Annotated in this window: 20 protein-coding genes; 3 read left to right on the top strand and 17 right to left on the bottom strand. The window is 40.7% G+C overall.

The annotated features are described in order from the left end of the window. Window positions 1-5: 5 nt before the first annotated feature. The 6 genes from ACAY00_RS05240 to ACAY00_RS05215 form a co-directional block, all read right to left on the bottom strand. Complete coding sequence (locus ACAY00_RS05240; protein ID WP_371378218.1) at window positions 6-770, bottom strand: CPBP family intramembrane glutamic endopeptidase; 765 nt, start codon at window positions 768-770, stop codon at window positions 6-8. A 55-nt stretch (window positions 771-825) separates the two neighbouring features. After that, a complete protein-coding gene (locus ACAY00_RS05235; RefSeq protein ID WP_371379579.1) occupies window positions 826-930 on the bottom strand; it encodes a hypothetical protein in 105 nt (34 codons plus the stop codon). Window positions 931-976: 46 nt separating this feature from the next. After that, a complete protein-coding gene (locus tag ACAY00_RS05230) occupies window positions 977-1,114 on the bottom strand; it encodes a DUF5329 family protein (protein ID WP_371379577.1) in 138 nt (45 codons plus the stop codon). 64 nt (window positions 1,115-1,178) lie between these two features. After that, window positions 1,179-1,556: a VOC family protein gene (locus tag ACAY00_RS05225; protein WP_371378215.1), complete on the bottom strand. Its 378-nt coding sequence runs from the start codon at window positions 1,554-1,556 to the stop codon at window positions 1,179-1,181. A gap of 286 nt (window positions 1,557-1,842) precedes the next feature. After that, window positions 1,843-2,703 (bottom strand): MBL fold metallo-hydrolase, encoded by an 861-nt coding sequence (locus ACAY00_RS05220; RefSeq protein ID WP_371378212.1) that lies wholly within the window; start codon window positions 2,701-2,703, stop codon window positions 1,843-1,845. A gap of 131 nt (window positions 2,704-2,834) precedes the next feature. Beyond that, window positions 2,835-3,740 (bottom strand): LysR substrate-binding domain-containing protein, encoded by a 906-nt coding sequence (locus ACAY00_RS05215; protein WP_371378209.1) that lies wholly within the window; start codon window positions 3,738-3,740, stop codon window positions 2,835-2,837. Between the two features lie 225 nt (window positions 3,741-3,965). On the opposite strand from ACAY00_RS05215, the gene focA reads away from it, so the two are divergent. After that, window positions 3,966-5,417 carry a formate transporter FocA gene (gene focA / locus ACAY00_RS05210; protein WP_371378206.1) on the top strand — a complete coding sequence of 484 codons (1,452 nt, stop codon included), beginning with the start codon at window positions 3,966-3,968 and terminating at the stop codon, window positions 5,415-5,417. An 89-nt stretch (window positions 5,418-5,506) separates the two neighbouring features. Continuing rightward, window positions 5,507-7,093 (top strand): sodium/proton antiporter NhaB, encoded by a 1,587-nt coding sequence (gene nhaB / locus ACAY00_RS05205; RefSeq protein WP_371378203.1) that lies wholly within the window; start codon window positions 5,507-5,509, stop codon window positions 7,091-7,093. A gap of 142 nt (window positions 7,094-7,235) precedes the next feature. Here the strand turns inward: nhaB and ACAY00_RS05200 are convergent, their stop codons facing one another. Beyond that, window positions 7,236-9,392, bottom strand: a complete 2,157-nt coding sequence (locus ACAY00_RS05200; RefSeq protein ID WP_371378200.1) for a prolyl oligopeptidase family protein — start codon at window positions 9,390-9,392, stop codon at window positions 7,236-7,238. 115 nt (window positions 9,393-9,507) lie between these two features. Continuing rightward, a complete protein-coding gene (gene dinB / locus ACAY00_RS05195) occupies window positions 9,508-10,566 on the bottom strand; it encodes a DNA polymerase IV (protein ID WP_371378197.1) in 1,059 nt (352 codons plus the stop codon). A 365-nt stretch (window positions 10,567-10,931) separates the two neighbouring features. Between dinB and ACAY00_RS05190 the strand changes: the two genes are divergently transcribed. Further along, entirely contained in the window at window positions 10,932-11,702 is a 771-nt protein-coding gene (locus ACAY00_RS05190; protein WP_371378194.1) for a MaoC/PaaZ C-terminal domain-containing protein, read from the top strand. Window positions 11,703-12,169: 467 nt separating this feature from the next. On the opposite strand, the gene nqrM is transcribed toward ACAY00_RS05190, so the two are convergent. From nqrM to fabV, 9 genes are all read right to left on the bottom strand, one after another. Then, window positions 12,170-12,391, bottom strand: coding sequence for a (Na+)-NQR maturation NqrM (gene nqrM / locus ACAY00_RS05185; protein ID WP_371378191.1), 222 nt, complete (start codon window positions 12,389-12,391; stop codon window positions 12,170-12,172). Between the two features lie 29 nt (window positions 12,392-12,420). Then, a complete protein-coding gene (locus ACAY00_RS05180; RefSeq protein ID WP_371378188.1) occupies window positions 12,421-13,461 on the bottom strand; it encodes an FAD:protein FMN transferase in 1,041 nt (346 codons plus the stop codon). A gap of 133 nt (window positions 13,462-13,594) precedes the next feature. Continuing rightward, window positions 13,595-14,818, bottom strand: a complete 1,224-nt coding sequence (gene nqrF / locus ACAY00_RS05175; RefSeq protein WP_371378184.1) for an NADH:ubiquinone reductase (Na(+)-transporting) subunit F — start codon at window positions 14,816-14,818, stop codon at window positions 13,595-13,597. A gap of 52 nt (window positions 14,819-14,870) precedes the next feature. After that, on the bottom strand, window positions 14,871-15,494 hold the full coding sequence (nqrE, locus tag ACAY00_RS05170) for an NADH:ubiquinone reductase (Na(+)-transporting) subunit E (RefSeq protein WP_371378181.1): 624 nt from the start codon (window positions 15,492-15,494) through the stop codon (window positions 14,871-14,873). A 6-nt stretch (window positions 15,495-15,500) separates the two neighbouring features. Next, window positions 15,501-16,127 (bottom strand): NADH:ubiquinone reductase (Na(+)-transporting) subunit D, encoded by a 627-nt coding sequence (locus ACAY00_RS05165; RefSeq protein ID WP_371378178.1) that lies wholly within the window; start codon window positions 16,125-16,127, stop codon window positions 15,501-15,503. Beyond that, a complete protein-coding gene (locus ACAY00_RS05160; RefSeq protein WP_371378176.1) occupies window positions 16,127-16,897 on the bottom strand; it encodes a Na(+)-translocating NADH-quinone reductase subunit C in 771 nt (256 codons plus the stop codon). Before ACAY00_RS05160 ends, ACAY00_RS05165 begins: the two co-directional genes overlap by 1 nt. Continuing rightward, window positions 16,890-18,101 (bottom strand): NADH:ubiquinone reductase (Na(+)-transporting) subunit B, encoded by a 1,212-nt coding sequence (locus ACAY00_RS05155; RefSeq protein WP_371378173.1) that lies wholly within the window; start codon window positions 18,099-18,101, stop codon window positions 16,890-16,892. The genes ACAY00_RS05160 and ACAY00_RS05155 overlap by 8 nt, the downstream gene beginning before the upstream one ends. Before the next feature lie 2 nt (window positions 18,102-18,103). Beyond that, a complete protein-coding gene (locus ACAY00_RS05150) occupies window positions 18,104-19,438 on the bottom strand; it encodes a Na(+)-translocating NADH-quinone reductase subunit A (RefSeq protein WP_371378170.1) in 1,335 nt (444 codons plus the stop codon). Window positions 19,439-19,798: 360 nt separating this feature from the next. Then, window positions 19,799-20,989, bottom strand: a complete 1,191-nt coding sequence (gene fabV, locus ACAY00_RS05145; RefSeq protein WP_371378167.1) for an enoyl-ACP reductase FabV — start codon at window positions 20,987-20,989, stop codon at window positions 19,799-19,801. Between the last annotated feature and the right edge of the window lie 117 nt (window positions 20,990-21,106).

Genomic DNA, 21,106 nt, shown 5'->3' with positions numbered 1-21,106 from the left:
TATTGTTACATCAGTACCGTTGCCATTATCATGGTGAGATGCGCAACCATGTGGGCCAATATGGCGCACTCTAAGCCTTTTTTCCAAAACAAAAAGCCTGCAATAAACCCAAAACCCGCATTACCTAAAATAATGTAACTAATCAGAGGAACGGTTATCTCAGAAGATAGCGCAAAGGCCACCGGCAAGTGCGCTATACCAAAGATAAGGGCTGACAGAATAATCGCTAAGACATAGTTATGAGTGCCTATATCAGCGCCTTTTGGTTGCGTAAATCGATACGAAAGCCACACAATAAACGACATTAAACCCCAGCGCAAAAGCAACTCTTCGGTGATCCCGCCATATAATAATTTACTATACCAAGGCAAAACCAACTGCTCTGCAGAGCTTAAAAATTCAGCCGGAAGGTAAGGATGCATCAGAGCATAAAACAATAAAATCAATACGCCTCCTGCTACCCCGCCAATAATTGAGGGCTTAAGTTGAGGCTTTAATGCACTCAGTACGTTTTTAGACTCAACGAAAGCAAAAATAACCGGAGCTTTTAAATCAACCTTTTGGGAAAATATAAAACCAAGCACCAGCATAATGAGCAGTAATACGGACGATTGCACAGTGGAAATCAATTGAATGGCGATAAGTGGCATTGGCAGTGGCTCGGATTGAAGCGAAATTAATTGCGCTATTACAGGCATTAACGAGACAATGCCTAGAACCCCTAAGGTGAACAAAAGTATACCGGGTTTTAAATTTCTTTTTATATCCATAACATTCAAACGTCCTTCGTTATCTGTGGTGCTATTGCTAAGGCGAACAAATTCTTTATATATGATTTATGCTATAGCGTTTTAATTCTGTCTGTAGCCAATTTTGACGATTTACCGGCTGTTGCTTAAGACAGAGGATTTTATCGTGTTTGCCTAATATCTTACTTTTACTAGCGAAAATAAACTCTTCTGCGGTTGTTATTTCATCAAAAAGTATTCGTACTTTTCATAATATGTTGTTTAGCTTCTGCCCCCTTGTGCAATGTGCCATTGTGCTCATAAAGACAATCTATAGTGTTAACGTAGCTAAGAAGATGATTAATTTCATCTTCAAGGGAAGCCAAAACATTAAAGGTCAAAATCAATCATAAGGCGAAACATGTTTTGCTTATCTTGATCAAAATATCCCTATGCCTTTGTTTTAAAGGGCGAACTATATTCCATCAATTCATGGACTATACCGCAAGGGGCTTTAAATGCGGCGTAACGCCCCCATCGGTTTTGATTGGGCGATGAATGAATAAATTCAACGCCATATGATTTCAACTCGTCGATTTTTTCATCCAAATTATCAACAGTAAAAACCAAGGTAGAACAGGCATGATAACCATGCTCATAATCCACTGCTGTCATAGAGCCCTGAAACATCAATAAAACATGCTCTGCAACTTTCAACTTTATACCGTCATCATGCTCTTCTTCTAAGTTTGCGCCTAAAGCCTTAATGTAAAATTCTTTCGACGTTAAAAGATCATCAACGACTAATAATGTTGACGGGTTTTCCATGGTAGTGAGCATCTTATCTTTTACCGTTCTTTTTATAATTCAAGCAATAAGATATCAGACGCCAACAGACCAATAAAGGTTGTATTGGCGGTGATGAATTTAACCAACCAGCGGTCTTTAAGTACTTAACTATTAATACGTACGTCAAATTCTTTAAGTTAAGCCTAACAGTCTCAGTAAACCATTAATAACAATATCTTTTCAATTAAAAAATTACTCATTTTGAAAATAATGAAAACTAAAAAACCAAGGCATGGCCTTGGTTTTAAGGTTAAGGATTTAAGGCTTATAAGCCAGATAACAAAGTTTTAAGCCAACGCTCTTCGTTAATAAAATTCCAACTCCAGTCTTTGTATTTATCGCCTAAGCCCATGGTCAGAATTTGCTCATCGCTTTTGCCATCTTTTCGGCCTTGCTCTACCACAGCAATAGAGTATTCAATCATTTCAATCACCTTTTGCACCCCTTGCATATCGCTTAAGTCGCCATGTCCTGGAATGATTTTAACGTCATTTGGAAAGCGTTTGCTAATGCGTTTAATACTGTCTAAGTAGCCTTTTACTGTGCCACCGCCTTTTAAGTCAATAAACGGAAAACGGCCTTGAAAAAACAAATCGCCCATATGCAACACATTACTTTGTTTAAAGTACACCACGGAATCACCGTCTGTGTGGCTCTTAGGTAAATGCATAATTTGAATTTCTTCATTACCTAAGTAAATGGTCACCCCATCGTCATAGGTAACAACCGGTAAGGCTTGCTCAGATTGTTTGTTATCATTTTTTACCCGCGTGCGTACATTTTTATGCGCAAAAATAGGGGCATGTTTGCCAAAGTGGGCATTGCTGCCTGTGTGATCACCATGATAGTGGGTATTAACAATATATTTTAATGGCACCGACTTGATTGCTTGCATCGCGTTTTCAATTTTTGTTGCAAGGGGGGCAAATTGATCGTCCACTAACAATAAACCCGAATCGGTAGCTAGCACCCCAATATTTCCTCCCGAGCCGGTTAACATATAAACATCGCCAGACACAGCTTGTGCTTTTATTTCAACATTAGCAAATCTATCATCCGCGACCGCTTGAGTACAAAGTGCGAGACAAGCGCTAAGACTTGCCAATATTTTTATCATGCTTTTCATTTTGATCCCTTTTTTAAAATTAACGTTGTTAATATGACGTAAAATATGACAAAAGCCAAAATATGATGCTTAAACCACCCTACCTTGCTAGAGTATGTTTTATCATCAATTTTATTGATAGTAATAATAAGTTAATAAATCGAGGGTTTACCTCTCATCATTCGCTTACCTTCTCGTTTGATACAGTCAAGTAATGGGTTTTCGCTGCTATCGACTCGCCAAATAAACGATAACGTTCGTTCCATCTTTAATTCCGCTACATTTAAGGCAATTAATTGGCCCGCCGCAATGAACTTTTCAACGTCTAAAAAAGGTAAACAGCTTAAGTACAGACCATTAGCGACCATGGTTCGGATCACGGGCACATGATCGTATTCTCGCCAAACATCTAGGTCTGATATAAAAGGACTAATTGAACTATCAAAGATAGAACGGGTGCCTGAGCCAGGTTCACGCAACACCCATTTCGCTTGCTCTAATTGGGCTAAGCTGATTTTTTCTCGTTTAGCGTACGGGTGATGAGTGGCACAAACTACGGTTAGGTGATCTTTACACCAAACTTCTTGAAAAATTCGATTATCGTCACATCGTCCCTCAATAATGCCCATATCGTATTTAAAGTCGAGTAAGCCTTTGATCACATTTTGCGTACTTTGAACTTTGAAACTAATCCGTATTTCTGGAAAATCATTATCAATAATACTAATAAGCTCTGGCAATAAATGTTCTGCTGGTGTTTGGCTCGCACCTAGGGTTAGTTCACCGCTTAATAGGTGCTGTTCAAAAAAGCCCATATCGATTTGTTGGGCATCCTGTAGTAAATTTTTTGCTTTAGGTCTCAACCAATTACCCCAAGTTGTTAAGGCCATTTGCTTGCCTTGACGGACAAATAAAGGTCGTCCCAGTAATTTTTCTAATTGCGACAGCGCCATACTGGTAGCCGATTGGGTTAATGCCAGTTTATCCGCAGCCATACTAACACTGCCACTGTCGGCAACCGCATCAAAAACCGCTAGTTGCTTTAATGTAAATCTCATATGTCATCCAAACCATTTAAAATACTCATTTTATTCTAGTACAGCCTGCGTTTTAGACGCTAAATCTCCCGCAATCAATATCAAATAAACTGATACCTACATTAAAAACTATCAATTTTACTTTTTATTAGTTCATTCCTTATTCTATGCCAGCAGTCGAGAGCTGACTGTATGTCGCTTTAAGAAAGTATTGAATGAAAATGGTAAATATTTGGAAAACAACTGATGAGTAAAGCATTCAATGAGCCGTATATAACACCCGCTCAAATGATGGACAAGGCAGCGCATTATGCGGTAAGTAAAAGTCAAAAGTCGACTAGCACATTACTTGCCTTGTCCATTATGGCTGGGGTTTTTATTGGCCTTGCGTTTATTTTTTATATCACGGTCACAACCGGCAACAATCCGAATAACTGGGGCAGTAACCGCTTGGTTGGCGGTTTAGTGTTTAGCAGTGGTTTGATTTTTGTTGTGCTCTGTGGCGGAGAGCTTTTTACAAGCTCGGTATTGTCGATCATTGCTGTGGCCAATAAACAAATGAGCGTACGAACAATGCTTGGCATTTGGGCTAAGGTTTACTTGGGTAATTTTATTGGGGCAAGTCTGTTACTTATTTTGGTGTCGGGTGCCGCCCTCTATCAATTAGACGGCGGACTTTGGGGGTTAAATACGCTCAATATCGCTCAGCATAAATTGCATCACAGCCCGCTACAGGCATTCAGTTTGGGCGTATTGTGTAATCTAATGGTTTGTTTGGCAATCTGGTTAACCTTTTGTACCAGCAACGCCCTAACCAAAGTGGCTGTGATGATTTTACCAGTGGCACTTTTTGTTAGCACGGGATTTGAACACTGCATTGCAAATATGTTTTTGGTGCCATTAGGTATCATCATTGAGCAATTTGCTCCCAACACATTTTGGGCTCAACTTGGGGTGTCAAAACACCTCTACAGTGACCTCACTCTATTTAATTTTGTTACGGCAAACCTTATCCCCGTAACCCTTGGCAACATTTTTGGTGGTGCAGTTTTGGTTGGCTTATCTAACTGGGCGATATACCTCAAATCAACACCAACAACGATAAACAATTTAATAAAGACTTCTGTGAATTTAGACCCACAGAATAAGGAATATTTAATGAACAATGTAACCCTAGTTAGAGATATCATGCAATCTCAACCTATCGTATTTAGCGCTGAAACACATATTTCTGCAGCCCTAGATACTCTACTTAATGCGAATAGCTCTAGTGCTCCTGTTTGCGACCGAGAACATAATTTAGTTGGATTCCTATCAACTCATGACATTTTGGTTAATCTATGGTGTAAAGACTATCAAGCCGATGCCAACCTAAGAGTAGCCGATTTAATGAACACTGACATTGTGACGGTTAATGCACAAGATACACTCGAACAAGTATTGGAATTTATGTGTATCGACAAAGAGCAGCTTTACCCAACTACAGATTTTGCTATGGCGACACAAATGATTACGTTGCCGTTAGAACAAAGAGCGAAAAAAATCCGCACCAATAAGCCGCATAATTTACCCGTTGTTGACCAAGGTAAGTTGGTTGGGGTTATTTCAAGAGTAGATATTATGAAAGCCTTGCGCCCAGTATTTGGCTATCATATTCAAACACTTAGCAATGATGGACTCACCAAAGAGATTGCCTAAATTTGTTGATATAAAACACCTACAGACCATTTTTGTAGGTGTTTAATTTGGTATTTATTTTATACTTTACATAAAACAGAAGAATGAACATGCCTCAATCATTATTAAAAGCATTATTTGCAAATTTTTTAGGGCAAGCCCCGAGCTGGTACAAGATTACGATCATTAGTTTCTTGCTAATAAACCCAATATTGTTTTTTCTTGTTTCACCTTATGTTGCTGGCTGGGCCTTAATTATTGAGTTTATTTTTACCTTAGCCATGGCGTTAAGGTGCTATCCATTACAGCCAGGTGGCTTATTAGCCATTGAAGCGGTTGCCATTGGCATGACATCGGCTGAGCATGTCTTTCATGAAATTACCGTCAATATTCAAGTGTTGCTACTGTTGATGTTTATGGTTGCCGGTATCTACTTTATGAAAAACTTACTGCTGTTTTTATTTACCAAAATAATCACCAATGTCAGATCTAAAATTGTCGTTTCACTGCTCTTTTGTATGGTCAGTGCCTTTTTATCGGCTTTTTTAGACGCGCTCACGGTTATCGCCGTTATTATCTCGGTTTCAGTCGGGTTTTACAGCGTCTACCATAAGGTGGCTTCTGGTCAACAGGCCAATAGCAACTATGACAATACCAATGATGAAGCGCTTGCGCCACTATCGCGAAATGACTTAGACGAGTTCCGTGGTTTTTTACGCAACCTTCTCATGCACGCTGGGGTCGGTAGTGCGCTAGGTGGCGTGATGACCATAGTTGGAGAGCCACAAAACTTGATTATTGGCCATCAAGCCGGTTGGGATTTTATCGAATTCGCTATTAGGATGTCGCCTGTTACCGTACCGGTTTTATTTTTTGGCCTTCTTACCTGCTACGGGGTGGAGAAATTAAAGCTATTTAGCTATGGCGTAGAACTGCCTGAGAGTGTGCGTGGTATTTTATTGGCCTTTGAGCAAGAGCAATCTCAAAATCGTAGCCTTAATGAAAAAATCAATCTCGTTGTTCAAGGGGTTATCGCTATATGGTTGATTATCGCGTTGGCCTTTCACCTTGCGGAAGTTGGTTTGGTGGGGTTAACGGTTATTATTTTTGCCACCTCGTTTACCGGTATTATTACTGAGCATCAAATTGGTTACGCTTTTAAAGAAGCTTTGCCCTTTACCGCTCTACTGGCGGTGTTTTTCTCGGTGGTTGCTGTGATTATTGACCAAGCCTTGTTCTCACCGGTTATCCAATGGGTTCTAACCTATGATGGTGATTTACAAATGGTGATGTTTTATTTAGCCAATGGGCTATTGTCTATGGTCAGTGACAATGTCTTTGTCGGTACTATATATATCACTGAGGTTAAAAATGCTTTACTCGCAGGTGAGATCAGCAAAGCTCAGTTTGATATGTTGGCTGTTGCTATCAATACAGGTACCAATTTACCCTCTGTCGCCACACCAAATGGGCAAGCGGCCTTTTTGTTTCTCCTAACATCGGCCCTAGCCCCTTTGATCAGATTATCTTATGGTCGCATGGTGTATATGGCTTTGCCTTATACCATTGTACTAACGCTTGTGGGCTTAATCGCTATATCCTCAGGATTTTTACAAGAACAAACAGAGTATTTCTACCAGTCTAAATTAATTAGCCAACCTGCTGACGCTGCGAAATCTGCGCCACTAGGTCATTAAAAACTTGGCAAAAATATTCACTAACCATTGCTTTTAAAGACAAAAACCCCCAGTTATGGCGTTGCCAAAAACTGGGGGCTTTTTCATATAGCTTGTATAGCGTAAGCCATAGCTAGCTCATACAAACAAGCGTTAAAGCTGATTAAAGCGCTTTTACGCCCATGTTGTATAAGGTAAAACTAAAGATATCGGCGTATTGTTCAATGGTCTTAGAAACCGGTGTACCGGCACCGTGACCTGCGTTGGTTTCAATTCGAATAAGCACAGGATTATTACCCGCTTGTTTCGCTTGCAGCTCGGCGGCAAACTTAAAGGAGTGCGCGGGTACAACGCGATCATCATGATCACCTGTGGTTACCATGGTTGCTGGGTACTCGACGCCTTGTTTAACATTATGAACCGGTGAGTAACCAAGCAAGTACTTAAACATTTCTTCACTTTGATCCGCTGTGCCGTAGTCGTACGCCCAACCCGCGCCTGCGGTAAAGGTGTGGTAACGTAACATGTCTAAAACCCCAACCGCTGGTAGCGCAACTTGCATTAAGTCTGGACGTTGGGTCATAACCGCACCCACTAATAAGCCACCGTTTGAGCCACCACGAATAGCTAAGTAGTCACTTGAGGTGTAGTTTTTCTCAATTAAGTACTCTGCTGCTGCGATAAAGTCATCAAAAACGTTTTGTTTTTGTAATTGAGTACCAGCGTCATGCCATGCTTTACCGTATTCACCACCACCACGTAGGTTTGGTACCGCATAAACTCCACCAAGTTCCATCCATACGGCATTCGCCACTGAGAAACGCGGCGTTAAGCTGACATTAAAGCCACCGTAGCCGTATAAAATGGTTGGGTTTTGGCCATTAAGTTCAAGACCTTTTTTATGCGTGATGATCATCGGTACACGGGTACCGTCTTTAGAAGTGTAAAAAACTTGCTTAGATTCGTACTTATTGGCATCAAATTTGGCTTTTGATGGCATATAAACAGACGATTCACCAGATTTCAGATCGTAGCTGTAAATTGTTGACGGGGTACTGTAGTTACTAAATGAATAATACAAAGTGGTTTGTTCATCTTTGCCCGACATCGCACTTGCGGTACCTACACCTGGTAATGTGACCTCGCGTAAGAGTTTACCATCTAAGTTATATTGGAATACTTTAGAAACGGCATCCACCATGTAGTTAGCAAAAATATAACCACCTCCGACAGACGGTGATAATACGTTTTCAGTCGTTGCAATAAAGTCTTGCCAATTATCACTTTGTGGCGCTGATGCATCAACGGTTACCACACGTTGGTTTGGTGCATCAAGGTTCGTCACAATATATAGCTTGCTATCGATGGTATGCAACACATAGCTATCTGAGTCCATATTATCAACTAAGGTGACAAGCTTGCTATTAGGCTTGCTCAAATCAAGCATGTACAAATCATTACCTGAGGTAGAATTCGCCCCTGAAATAAACAAGTAATTAGCATCATCGCTAACATAACCACTAATGTAACGACGTTTTTGCTCGTCCGTACCGCCAAATACTAAAGAATCTTGGCTTTGTGCTTGACCTAGCTTGTGGTAGTAAAGCTTATGTTGATCCGTTTTGGCCGATAATTCACTGCCTTTAGGTTTATCGTAGCTTGAATAGTAAATACCTTCATTTTTGTACCATGACAAACCCGAGAATTTTACATCCACCAGCATGTCATCGAGCTTTTTACCCGTTGCTGTTTCAATGAAGTACACTTTGCGCCAATCACTGCCACCTTCAGAAACAGAATATGCTGCTAATGAGCCATCTTTAGAGAAGCTCAAGCCCCCAAGGGAAGTGGTACCATCTTCACTGAATTTGTTAGGATCTAAAAATACCGTGTCTTCACCGTCTTCATTTTTACGATAAAGAACGTATTGGTTTTGTAAGCCATCGTTTTTGTAGTAATACTCAACCCCACCTTCTTCAAACGGAGCCCCTACCTTCTCAAAGTTCCACATTTGTTCAAGTTTGCTCTTAACCTTGTTGCGATAAGCAATTTGATCAAGATACCCAAAAGTGACTTTATTTTCAGCTTTTACCCACTCGGCGGTCTCAGCACTTAAGTCATCCTCTAACCAACGGTAAGGATCGGCAACCTTTTGCCCAAAGTAGGTATCAACGGTTTCGTCTTTACGGGTAACAGGGTAAATAAGTGATTGTGCTACTTGTTCGGTAGCTTCAACTTGTGGCTTGTTATCAGATGTAGATGCATCATTCATACATGCAGTTAACATCAAAGCCAGCGAAGAAATAAACAGTTTTTTCATTATAATTAACTTCCATTGCTATTTTCGCTAGCTAGGATAAAACGAATTGTAATAAATGTCTAAACCTAAGGCTAATTACTTGTATTGAAAGTGAATAAAAAGTTATCAAGATAAACTAAAAATCTAAACCTAACTGTCTTTGTTGTTGGCAATCGTCCGCTAAACCAATATGGATACCAATTAACCGTACGGGTTTACCATGCCCCCTTGCTACGGCTTCTTTGAGTAAATGTAATATACGTTCAAGATTAATGTCCTGACAGGCTTGTTCTTTGGTCGTTTGCACAAAATCTTGAAATTTTACTTTAACCCCTAGCTTGTTCATTTTTCGGTTTGCCAAATAAGGCAACGCTCGCCTTTCAAGCTCGGGTAATAGCTTTTGTGTTATCACCACTTCCATATCTTTGAGCTCATTTACATTAATTTCAAAGGTGCGCTCAACGCCTACGGACTTTCTCACCCGAGTAACTTCAACATCTCGTTCATCAATACCATGACATCGGTGCCAAAGCACCCGGCCAAATTTGCCAAATTTTTCAACAAGGTAAGCCTCATTTGATTGACGTATATCACCACAGGTGTCAAAGCCAAGCTGTTTCAACTTTTCGGATGTCACTTTACCCACACCAGGAATTTTTCTAAGTGATAAGTTTTCTAAAAACGCAAACACATCCTTTGGGGCTATAGTGCACTGTCCATTAGGCTTATTAAGGTCTGAAGCGACCTTGGCAATAAACTTGAGCGGTGCAATTCCTGCGGAAGCGGTTAAACCGGTGGCCTTATAAATTTCAGCCCTGATCTCTTTTGCAATTAACGTGGCAGAACCATTATGTAAGGGACAGTCGGTTACATCCAAATACGCCTCGTCTAATGACAATGGCTCAATAATGTTGGTGTATCGTTGAAAAATACCACGGATGGTTTGGCTTACTTCTTTATAAACCGCCATTCGACCAGGTACTACAATCAATTCAGGGCACTTTTTTAACGCCATAGAGGTTGGCATGGCTGAGCTCACACCAAATTGTCGTGCTATATAATTACAAGTTGAAAGCACCCCTCGCTGTCGAGACTTACCGCCCACCGCGACAGGTTTATTGGCTAGCTTGGGGTTGTCTCGAATTTCGACCGAAACGTAAAAAGCATCCATATCAACATGTACGATTTTTCTCATCAGGATAGTCTCGCCTTTACCTAGTGAGCTAAACCATGAAAGCGATTAAACTAAACAAAGATTCAACTAACACCATGGCACCTCTTATCATTCTAAAACCAACTCTTTGGTATTATAAATAAACACTGTATATAAAACCAGTTAAAGTATTTTCTTCAGCTAACTCACATTGATACACGCCCAAATAATTCATTAATAGGGAATTAAAGCGTAAGGGGTTGTTTATTAATCGAAAGTGGTTTTTCTTACAGAGAAAAAATAAAAGATTGATTTAAGCCCCTACAGCCCTATGATAGACAAACATGGAATTAATCAGCCTACAGGTGATAAGTGAGCTTGTTGGCAATGGATAAATCAACTTAAATATGCTTTCAATACTGCGTTTACTGACCAAGACGAACCGCCCCGAAAACGCCTCGGCCTTTGAATTTAGGGTTAATCACAAGGGCTTAGAGACTGCACAAATTAATCAATTTAGAACCCTATTTAATTTATCTGAACAGCACTGTTTACCAATAAGCTTCGCTTTTATTGCCGGCTTTAGCGCGATAATTCGCGGATTTGCAGATCGTCGGTTTAGTGTATCGCCTATTGGTTTGGTGCATTTAGAAGCAAGTTTTAGCCAAGCGCAAGCTATCAACTATTGCAAACCTTTCCAATTACACCTTAAATTCACACCTTCAATGAGCATCAAAGGGCTACAATATCAAACAACACTCACCTTTACTCAAAATGGCTGTGTGTGTTTGATTAATGAGAATATATTCTTAAAGCCGGATAAGAACAAATTAAAAAAATCGACAAAAACAAGCCATCATACGTTGTTTAATACAACGCCCAAAATAAGCATTAACCACCAACAAGCCAGGGCTTATGCCAAGGTTAGCAAGGATTTCAATCCTATTCATATCGATGATCGGTTAGCAAAATTGTTTGGCCAGAAGAAGGCAATTATTCATGGCATGTATTTAGTACACAAGTGCCTAATTGATAAAAATATTAACGCGAAGCTTGCGAAATTTTGTTTTAAACGTCCTTGCCACTTACCAACTAAAATTGGTTTGGAACATACAAATGACGATACGTTGGTGTTTTCAGGCCACGATAATCTGCACTTGGTCGCAAAGTTCACATAACTAACCAGCTGTATCTCAGTTTTCAATATTCATAAAACGTTAACAACCATTCGGCCCTTTATATAACTAATACGTATAAATAAAGATAAAATTTAAGCTTATTATTATAACCAATACAGTAACTAGAATTTTGGCTTATGAATTTTCAGTCTTCTTACAAAGTATGGTGTTGGTTACGAATCGTGTTGATGTCAGTAATGTTTTATATATTATTGGGACTGGTCATTAGCACTTTTGTCGGCGCCTTTAAAGAAATTTACCTGCTCTGTTTTGTCTTTCTTGGGGCTTTACATGGGATATATGGCGCAGAAAAAATTAGGCGAGGGATCGGTTTGAAGAAATACTCAAAAAAAGTAGCAAATATTTATACCTCTGAGTAATGGATGTTTTAGGGTTTAACATAAATCCCAACGATAAAAAAAGCTTAATCGACGATTAAGCTTTTTTTTAGATCTACAGGTAAACAATTAGATATTTTTAACATCAATTGAATGTTCGCTAAGTTTAGCCTTGCGCTCTCGCTCTAGGCGTTTTTCGCAAGGGTTATCACAATCACAGGCCTTTTCTATCCCCATACTGCTAAGACCACCACAGCTGCCAGCCAATGTTTTTTGCTGGACCAAATAGCCTATCCCCATAGCGATAAAAACAAGAATAAAAAACGCAAATGTTAAAATAAAAATCGACATCTATAATCTCTTAACTGGCAAGCTCAGTGCTAATTTGCCAAATACTGGTTAAATTGTTCGGTTGCGGCAAAATCAAAACCGTCGTCGGTTTTGCTGATCAAATACACCGCAAAGGCATTCGCTTGTGCAAACGCTAGCCCCTTCTCGGGTCCCATGACCTCGATTGCAGTCGCCAGTCCATCAGCCGTCATAGCCGATGGATGAACAACGGTTACCGATACCAAACGATGATTAATTGGCCATCCGGTTTTGGGATTTATGGTGTGAGAATAACGTACCCCGTTTTCCTCAAAGTAATTTCGATAATCGCCAGATGTTGCCACTGCATTATTGCCCGGTATTATAACCTGTTGCACCCCTCGAACACCAGCAATAGGTTTTTCCACCGCTATGCGCCAATCAGTGCCGTCAGTCTTTTTACCGTTGATTCTTAATTCACCACCAATATCAACAAGATAATCATAAATACCATGTTGTTCTAACAAGTCAGCAACTTTATCTACGGCAAACCCTTTAGCGATTGCAGATAAGTCAATGTAAATCGTTGGCTTACGTTTTGACAAATGACCTTGTGCCAACTCTATTGAATCAATACCAATATTGGCTTTGGTTTGACTTATAAGCTCTGGGGATGGCACTTGCTCTGGTCGTTTTTCTGGCCCGAAGCTCCATAAATTAACCAAAGGCCCTACCGTGACATCAAGCGCCCCTTGCGTTAATTGCCCTAGACGAATCGACTCGGTTAATACCTGATTGAGTTCAAGGGATACCTTGCGACTCTCTAGTCCTTGATACTGATTAAATTTTGACAATTCAGAATTCGGATCATACGTCGACATTTGTGCATTGATTTTTACCAATAAGTCATCGACTTTTTGTGCCAATTGTAACTTTTCGACACGCTCTTTATGCCCAATTAATTTTACCGTATAAACAATTGGCCCCATGGTTAACCCTGAAAGCTCCAATTGTTCTTTATCAGGTATGGCTTGGGGTGCAGGCTCTGAGCAAGCCGTTAACAGCAAGATGGCAGACAATAAAAACGTGCCAATAGAATAAGTGTTTCGCATAGTTATGATGGATTAAGCAAATGTTAAGGTGGATTATAAACTAGATTGACCGTGAAATGGCACGGAATTTGGATTAATTAAAAACAAAAATGCCAGCAAACGCTGGCATTTTTAAGTATTAGACGATCAGTGATTAACCACCAAAGTCATCCAATAAGATGTTTTCGTCTTCAACACCCAAATCTTTAAGCATGCCAATAACGGCAGCGTTCATCATTGGGGGCCCACACATGTAGTATTCACAGTCTTCTGGTGCTTCATGATCTTTAAGGTACTGTTCATAAAGTACATTATGAATAAAACCTGTTAAGCCATCCCAGTTATCTTCTGGTTGTGGATCTGAAAGCGCAACATGCCATTCAAAATTATCGTTTTCAGCCGCTAACATGTTGTAATCATCTTCGTAGAACATTTCACGAAGTGAACGTGCACCGTACCAAAAACTCATCTTACGCTTGGTCTTAAGACGCTTAAGTTGGTCAAAGATATGAGAACGCATTGGTGCCATACCTGCACCACCACCGATAAATACCATTTCATTGTCAGTATCTTTGGCGAAGAACTCACCAAATGGACCTGAAATCGTTACCTTATCGCCTGGCTTAAGGCTGAAGATGTACGAAGACATTTTACCAGCTGGTAAATGTAACTTACCTGGAGGTGGTGTCGCGATACGCACATTCAGCATAATAATGCCTTCTTCTTCTGGGTAGTTAGCCATTGAGTAAGCACGTAATGTGTCTGTATCAACTTTAGACTCAACATCAAAGAAACCAAAACGTTCCCAGTCAGCACGATACTCTGGAGCAATATCAAAGTCAGAGTATTTAACATGGTGCGCAGGCGCTTCAATTTGAATGTAACCACCAGCACGGAAAGGTACAGACTCGCCGTTAGGGATCTTCAATTTAAGTTCTTTAATGAAAGTTGCTTTGTTATCGTTAGAGATAACTTCACATTCCCACTGCTGAACACCGAAGATTTCATCTTCAACTTCAATTTCCATGTCTTGCTTAACAGCAACCTGACACGATAAACGACAGCCTTCTTTAGCTTCACGCTTAGTGATGTGCCCCATTTCTGTTGGTAGAATATCGCCACCACCAGAATGAACATGAACACGACATTGGCCACAAGTACCACCACCGCCACATGCTGATGGGATAAAGATACCTTGGTCTGCTAATGCACCAAGCAGTTTTCCACCAGCTTGAGTCACCACGGTTTTATCTGGGTCGTTATTAATCGCAATTGTAATGTCGCCGTCTGATACTAATTTAGACTTGGCAAATAAAATCACCAATACCAAAACCAGTACAATTAACGTAAACATTGTTACGCCGAGAATTAATTCCATCGACTTTTCCTTTGTACTTCTGAGGCAGAGCTAGGCTCTGCCTGCGTTAACCTTATAACGAGATACCACCGAAAGATAGAAAGCCAAATGCCATCAATCCTGCGGTAATAAACGTAATACCTAAACCTTTCAAGCCATCTGGTATGTCAGAATATTTCATCTTCTCACGAATACCTGCTAGCAACACAAGTGCAAGGGCCCAACCAATACCTGAACCGATACCGTAAACGACACTCTCACCTAGGGTAAGGTTTTTCGCAACCATAAAAGATACGGCACCGAAAATAGCACAGTTTACAGTGATCAATGGTAAGAAAATACCAAGCGCCTGATAAAGGGCTGGGAAGTATTTGTCTAATACCATTTCAAGGATTTGTACTAGAGCTGCAATCACACCAATGAACGTAATAAATGACAAGAAGCTTAAATCAATTGATTCAGCAGGGTCAGTTACGCCCATTAAGCTGTCTAGGGCGCCGGGCGCCAAAATGCTTTGATAAATGATTTGGTTAGCCGGAACAGCAATACCCAAAACCACAACTACCGCAACACCAAGACCAATCGCTGTACTCACTTTCTTCGATACCGCAAGGAAGGTACACATACCTAAAAAGAAACTTAATGCGATGTTCTCGATGAAAATTGTTTTAATAAATAAACTTAAATAATGTTCCATGCGAAATTAGTCCTTCTCAACTTGCTCAGGCTTAAGCTGACGAATGGCCCAAATAATCAAACCAATGATAAAAAATGAGCTAAATGGTAAAACCAACAAGCCATTGGCCTGATACCAACCGTCATTTTGAATTAAAGGTAAAATTTCAAAACCAAATAACGTACCGAAACCAAATAGTTCGCGAACGGTTGCTACCAGCATAAGAATTAAGCCGTAGCCTAAACCGTTACCAATACCATCCATAAAGCTCAATACTGGCTTTTCTTTCATCGCGAATGCTTCTGCGCGGCCCATTACGATACAGTTTGTAATGATCAAACCAACGAAAACCGACAACTCTTTTGATAACTGATACGAAAAGGCTTTTAAAACCTGGTCAACAACAATTACCAATGAGGCAATGATCGCCATTTGCACGATAATACGTACACTGGTCGGAATATGATTACGAATGATTGAAATAAACAAATTAGAAAAAGCGGTTACAGCAACAACGGCAATGGTCATAACCAAAGCGTTTGCCATAGAGCTTGTTACCGCTAGTGCAGAACAAATACCTAGTACTTGTAGAGCAATCGGGTTGTTATCAACAATCGGGTTTGTTAAAACCTTTTTAGCGTTTGCTTCACTCATTAGTTTAAGCCTCCGTTGCGATATTTAGCGATAAACGGACCGTAGCCTTCTTCGCCCATCCAAAAATGGATAGTGTTTTGCACACCAACACTGGTTAAAGTTGCGCCAGAAAGACCATCAACACCATGAATGTTGCCTGGTTTTGCACCACCTTTAACTAATTCAATCGCAATGTTGTTTTGCTCATCAAAAATTTTCTTACCCGGCCATAAAGCTTTCCACTTAGGGTTAAGCACTTCAGCACCTAGGCCCGGAGTTTCTTTGTGATCTGAATAGATAACACTTTTAACTGTATTTAGGTCTGTTTCTAGACCAACAAAGCCAGTCATCAAATCCCAAAGACCCATGCCGATAATTGGTAAGACAACCGTAGAAAGTTCACCATTTTCATCGTTTACTAGGTAAACAACGGCGTGATCTGCACGACGGTTAATACCAGCAATATCATTTTCTGGTTTAGCTGATTTGCTTGGATCACGCGCTTCACGACGTTCATCAAACATATCAGGGTTTCCTTCAACGTACTCACCGGTATCTAAGTCAATCAAACGAGCTGTTACACGTTCATTGTAAGTCGCTACAATATCGTCACCCGCAATTTCAAGAAGCTCAGCGGCTTCCAAAATTTTAGTTTGCTTATCAAGCAACTTGTTTGCCGTTTGCAGAGGCTTTAGTTGAACCGCTGAGAACGATACTAAGGCTGCACAAACTAAACAAACAGCAACAACGAATCCAACCGTTTTGCCAAACGTTTCTTTATTCTTAGACATTGCGTGCAAGTCTCCGTTTAATGTTGGATTGAACCACAAAATAATCAAACAATGGCGCAAATAAGTTTGCAAACAAGATAGCTAACATCATCCCTTCAGGGAAAGCTGGGTTAACCACTCGAATAAGCACGGCCATAACACCGATTAGAGCACCAAACCAATATTTAGCGCTGTTAGTAAACGCTGCCGAAACAGGGTCAGTCGCCATAAACACCATACCAAAAGCAAAGCCACCAACAACAAGGTGCCAGTACCAAGGCATATAAAATAGTGCGTTAGTGTCACTACCAATCGTGTTGAATAGGAACGACGCGGCAACCATACCAACAAACACACCTAAAATGATGCGCCATGATGCCACTTGTTTGTAGACGATAAACGCCCCACCAAGTAACACAGCCAAGGTTGACACTTCACCCATAGAGCCTGGGATCAAACCTAAGAAAGCATTCCACCAATCCGCATTTAAGCTGTAGTCAATTGAACCTGCTTCCGCTAAAGCTCCTGCCGCTAGAGGGGTAGCGCCGGTGTAGCTGTCAACAGCAACCCAAACAGAATCACCAGAGATTTGCGCAGGGTATGCAAAGAATAAAAACGCACGACCAGCTAGAGCTGGGTTTAAGAAGTTTTTACCTGTTCCGCCAAAAATTTCTTTAGCAATAACAACACCAAAGGTAATACCTAAAGCAACTTGCCATAATGGAATTGTTGCCGGAAGGATTAAGGCAAAAAGAATGGAGGTAACGAAGAAACCTTCATTTACTTCATGCTTACGAACGGCCGCAAATAATACTTCCCAGAAACCACCAACAATAAAGGTGACAGCATAAATAGGTATGAAAAACATGGCGCCGTAGAGCATCATGCTAAGTATACCAGCATCGGCACCAAGGCTAGCACCTAACCAAGTAAATAAGTCTACTTGCCATACATCTGGTAGCGCAAAGCCTGCAGAAAGTGCTTCGTTAGCTTGGTAACCAATGTTGTACATACCCCAGAACATTGCTGGGAAAACCGCAAGCCAAACGGTGATCATAACCGCTTTAAGGTCGATACCATCGCGGATGTGTGTTTTACCTTTGGTCACGTAACCAGGTGTGAATAAACCTGTTGCGACGGCTTCGTAAAGGGCAAACCACTTTTCATGTTTACCGCCTTTTTCAAAATGCGGTTCAATCTTTTCAATAAACTTTAACAAGCTCATGACTAACCTTCCTTCTCGATAACGGTGAGGCAATCACGAAGAATTACGCCATAGTCCGTTTTACCTGGGCAAACATAGGTACATAAAGCCAAGTCTTCTTCGTCCAGTTCCAGCGCACCTAATAATTGTGCACTGTCAGTATCGCCTGCACATAAATCACGTAATAGCAGGGTCGGTAGAATATCAAGCGGCATCACGCGCTCAAAGTTTCCAATTGGTACCATGGCTCGAGCACTACCGTTTGTTGTCGTTGTCATCGGGAATAATTTGCCACGCAATAAGTGCGACAAGAATACACGAGTTACAGAGAACTTTTTGGTACTTGGTAACAAGTAACCTAAGAAGTCTTTTTCACGACCTTCTTGCAATGCACACACCTGCACATGGTAACGACCAAGATAAGCATGAACATTTGCTGCAGTGGCACCAAGAAGCGGTGAACCTGAAATTATACGAACTTCACCATCCGTTAGTTCGGTTGCTGTGAGCTGTTCAAGGTTCGCACCTAAAATGGTACGTACTAATCGAGGGTTTTTAACCGCAGGACCAGCTAATGCAACCACTCGGCTTACATCAAGTTTACCTGAAGTAAATAAGTTACCTACCGCAATAACGTCTTGATAACCAATATGCCAAACAACACGATCCATTGACGCTGGTGCAAGGTGGTGAATATGAGTTCCAACCAAGCCTGCAGGATGCACGCCTGAGAATTCGTTTACTTCAGCATTGCCAGCCGGAATGTCCGCACCTGGAGCCTTTGAAACGAAAACCTTACCTTCAGTTAAGTTGGCTAATACTGCAAGACCATCTTCGAAAGCTTGCGCTTGTTCTTTGATGATAATCTCTGGATCGGCGGCTAATGGATTGGTATCCATTGCACTAATGAAGATGTGCGCTGGCGCACTGCCAATAACAGGTGTCTTGCTAAATGGACGGGTGCGAAACGCGGTCCACATACCAGAATTAACTAAGTTCTCTTGCACTTGTTCAGCGCTAAGAGAGGTAAGTTGATCTCGTGAGTAAGATGCAAACGTTTCTTCTTCGTCGCCATCGATTTCGACAACAACAGATTGTAAAACGCGCTTTTCACCACGATTAATTTCAGTAACAACACCGGCGGCAGAAGCTGTGAATTTAACGCCAGGATTCTTTTTATCTTCAAAAAGAACCTGACCTTTTTTAACGCGATCACCTACTTTGACATACATAGTAGGGCGCATACCCACAAACTCTTCACCTAATGCTGCAACCGTTTTGACGGCTAAACCGTCTTGGATTACCTGTTGGGGAGTACCAGTAATTGGAACATCCAAACCTTTTTTTATTGTAATCATAAACACATGCACTACTTTTAGACGGGAGTATTTAAACCAAAGGTCATACCTTTGATCCAGTGTTACTTAGCTTATTCGTTCGATAAATGTCGAACTTACCCAGCTAAGAGATAAATAGAGTAAATTTCCGCGCGAATTTTAACACATAAAAGAGTTCGATTGCCACGGACAGAATAAGATTAACTAACATTTTAGTAAAAAAAATACGCCATTGGTGCGTAAATTTAGCAAACAATGTCAAAAAAACATCAGTCGTTAGCTTATTAACATGAGGAAGGTGGATATATTTAAAAAAAAACGCCACTGAGGTTATTTAGCTTTTTCGTGGCGTTTAAATATTTGTTGAATTTAGGTTGTTAATTACACTAAGTTTTTAATAGTAACCATGGGACTAACATCGGCTTCGTAATCAACGCCATCAACATTAAAACCAAACAAACGTAAAAATTCATTATGATAACCAACATAATCGGTTAATTGATCAATGGTCTCTGTTTGCACCTCATGCCAAAGCTCTTTAACTCGGTCTTGTACGTCGTCTTCGAGCTCTTTTAAATTTTGCATAATACGGTTTTGCTCATCTAAATCACGCGTTTCACTGTATAGATTGTCGCGGAATAAACCTTGTATTTGCTGAATAGGCCCTTCATAGGTGCCATCTTCTTTCATCACTTTAAACAAACCTGAAATGTACAGTGGCATAATTGGAATCGCTGAACTGGCTTGAGTTACAACCGCATTTAACGACGTAACGAATGCTTCACCGTTTAGGTCTGCTGTCGCTTTACGAATTTCACCGGCGGCACGATCTAAGTCTTCTTTTGCACGACCAATGGTCGCTTTACCGTATAATGGCCAAGTCAGCTCTTTCCCTATGTAGGTGTAAGCCACCGTTTTACAATTTTCGGCTAACACGCCAGCATCTTTTAATGCGTTGATCCATAGTTCCCAATCTTCGCCGCCCATCACTTTAATGGTACCAGCAATCTCTTCTTCGCTAGCGGGTTCAACAGCAACCTCTTCAATAACACGTTTCGAAGTGTTTAAGCTTTTGGTGGTAAACCCTTCACCAATAGGCTTAAGAGCAGATGAGTAAACTTCACCGGTATTAGGATCGGTGCGACGCGGCGATGCTAAAGAATAAACAACGAGATCAATTTGACCAAGATCTTCTTTGATCACATCAATCGCTTTTTGTTTAATTTCATGAGAGAAAGCATCGCCATTAATGTTTTTAGCATATAAACCTTCGGCTTCTGCGGCATCGCAAAATGCGGCGGTGTTATACCAACCAGCCGATGCGGTGCGCTTTTCTGTCGGCTCTTTCTCAAAGAATACACCTAAGGTTTTGGCACCGTTACCAAAAGCAGCGGTGATACGTGAGGCTAGGCCGTAACCCGTTGAAGCACCGATCACCAGCACATTTTTTGGCTTGGCATCTGATTGCGGTTGCGATTTAACATAGGCAATTTGCTCTTGAACATGAGCAGCACAACCTGTTGGGTGTGCATTGGTACAAATGAATCCACGAATTTTTGGCTGAATTACCATAATAAAACCTTAATTTTTATGTTTATTTTAATGCTTTTGCCCGCAACGATGACAAGCAAAAGTTAGCATGGGGGCTATTCTACCCAAGATTTTGTCAAAAAGTGATCAGAGCAGATG

The sequence above is a fragment of the Thalassotalea sp. 273M-4 genome (assembly GCF_041410465.1).
Classification (GTDB): domain Bacteria; phylum Pseudomonadota; class Gammaproteobacteria; order Enterobacterales; family Alteromonadaceae; genus Thalassotalea_A; species Thalassotalea_A aquiviva.
Note: the sequence above shows the minus strand (reverse complement) of the source record. Positions and strands in the feature narration are given on the sequence as shown.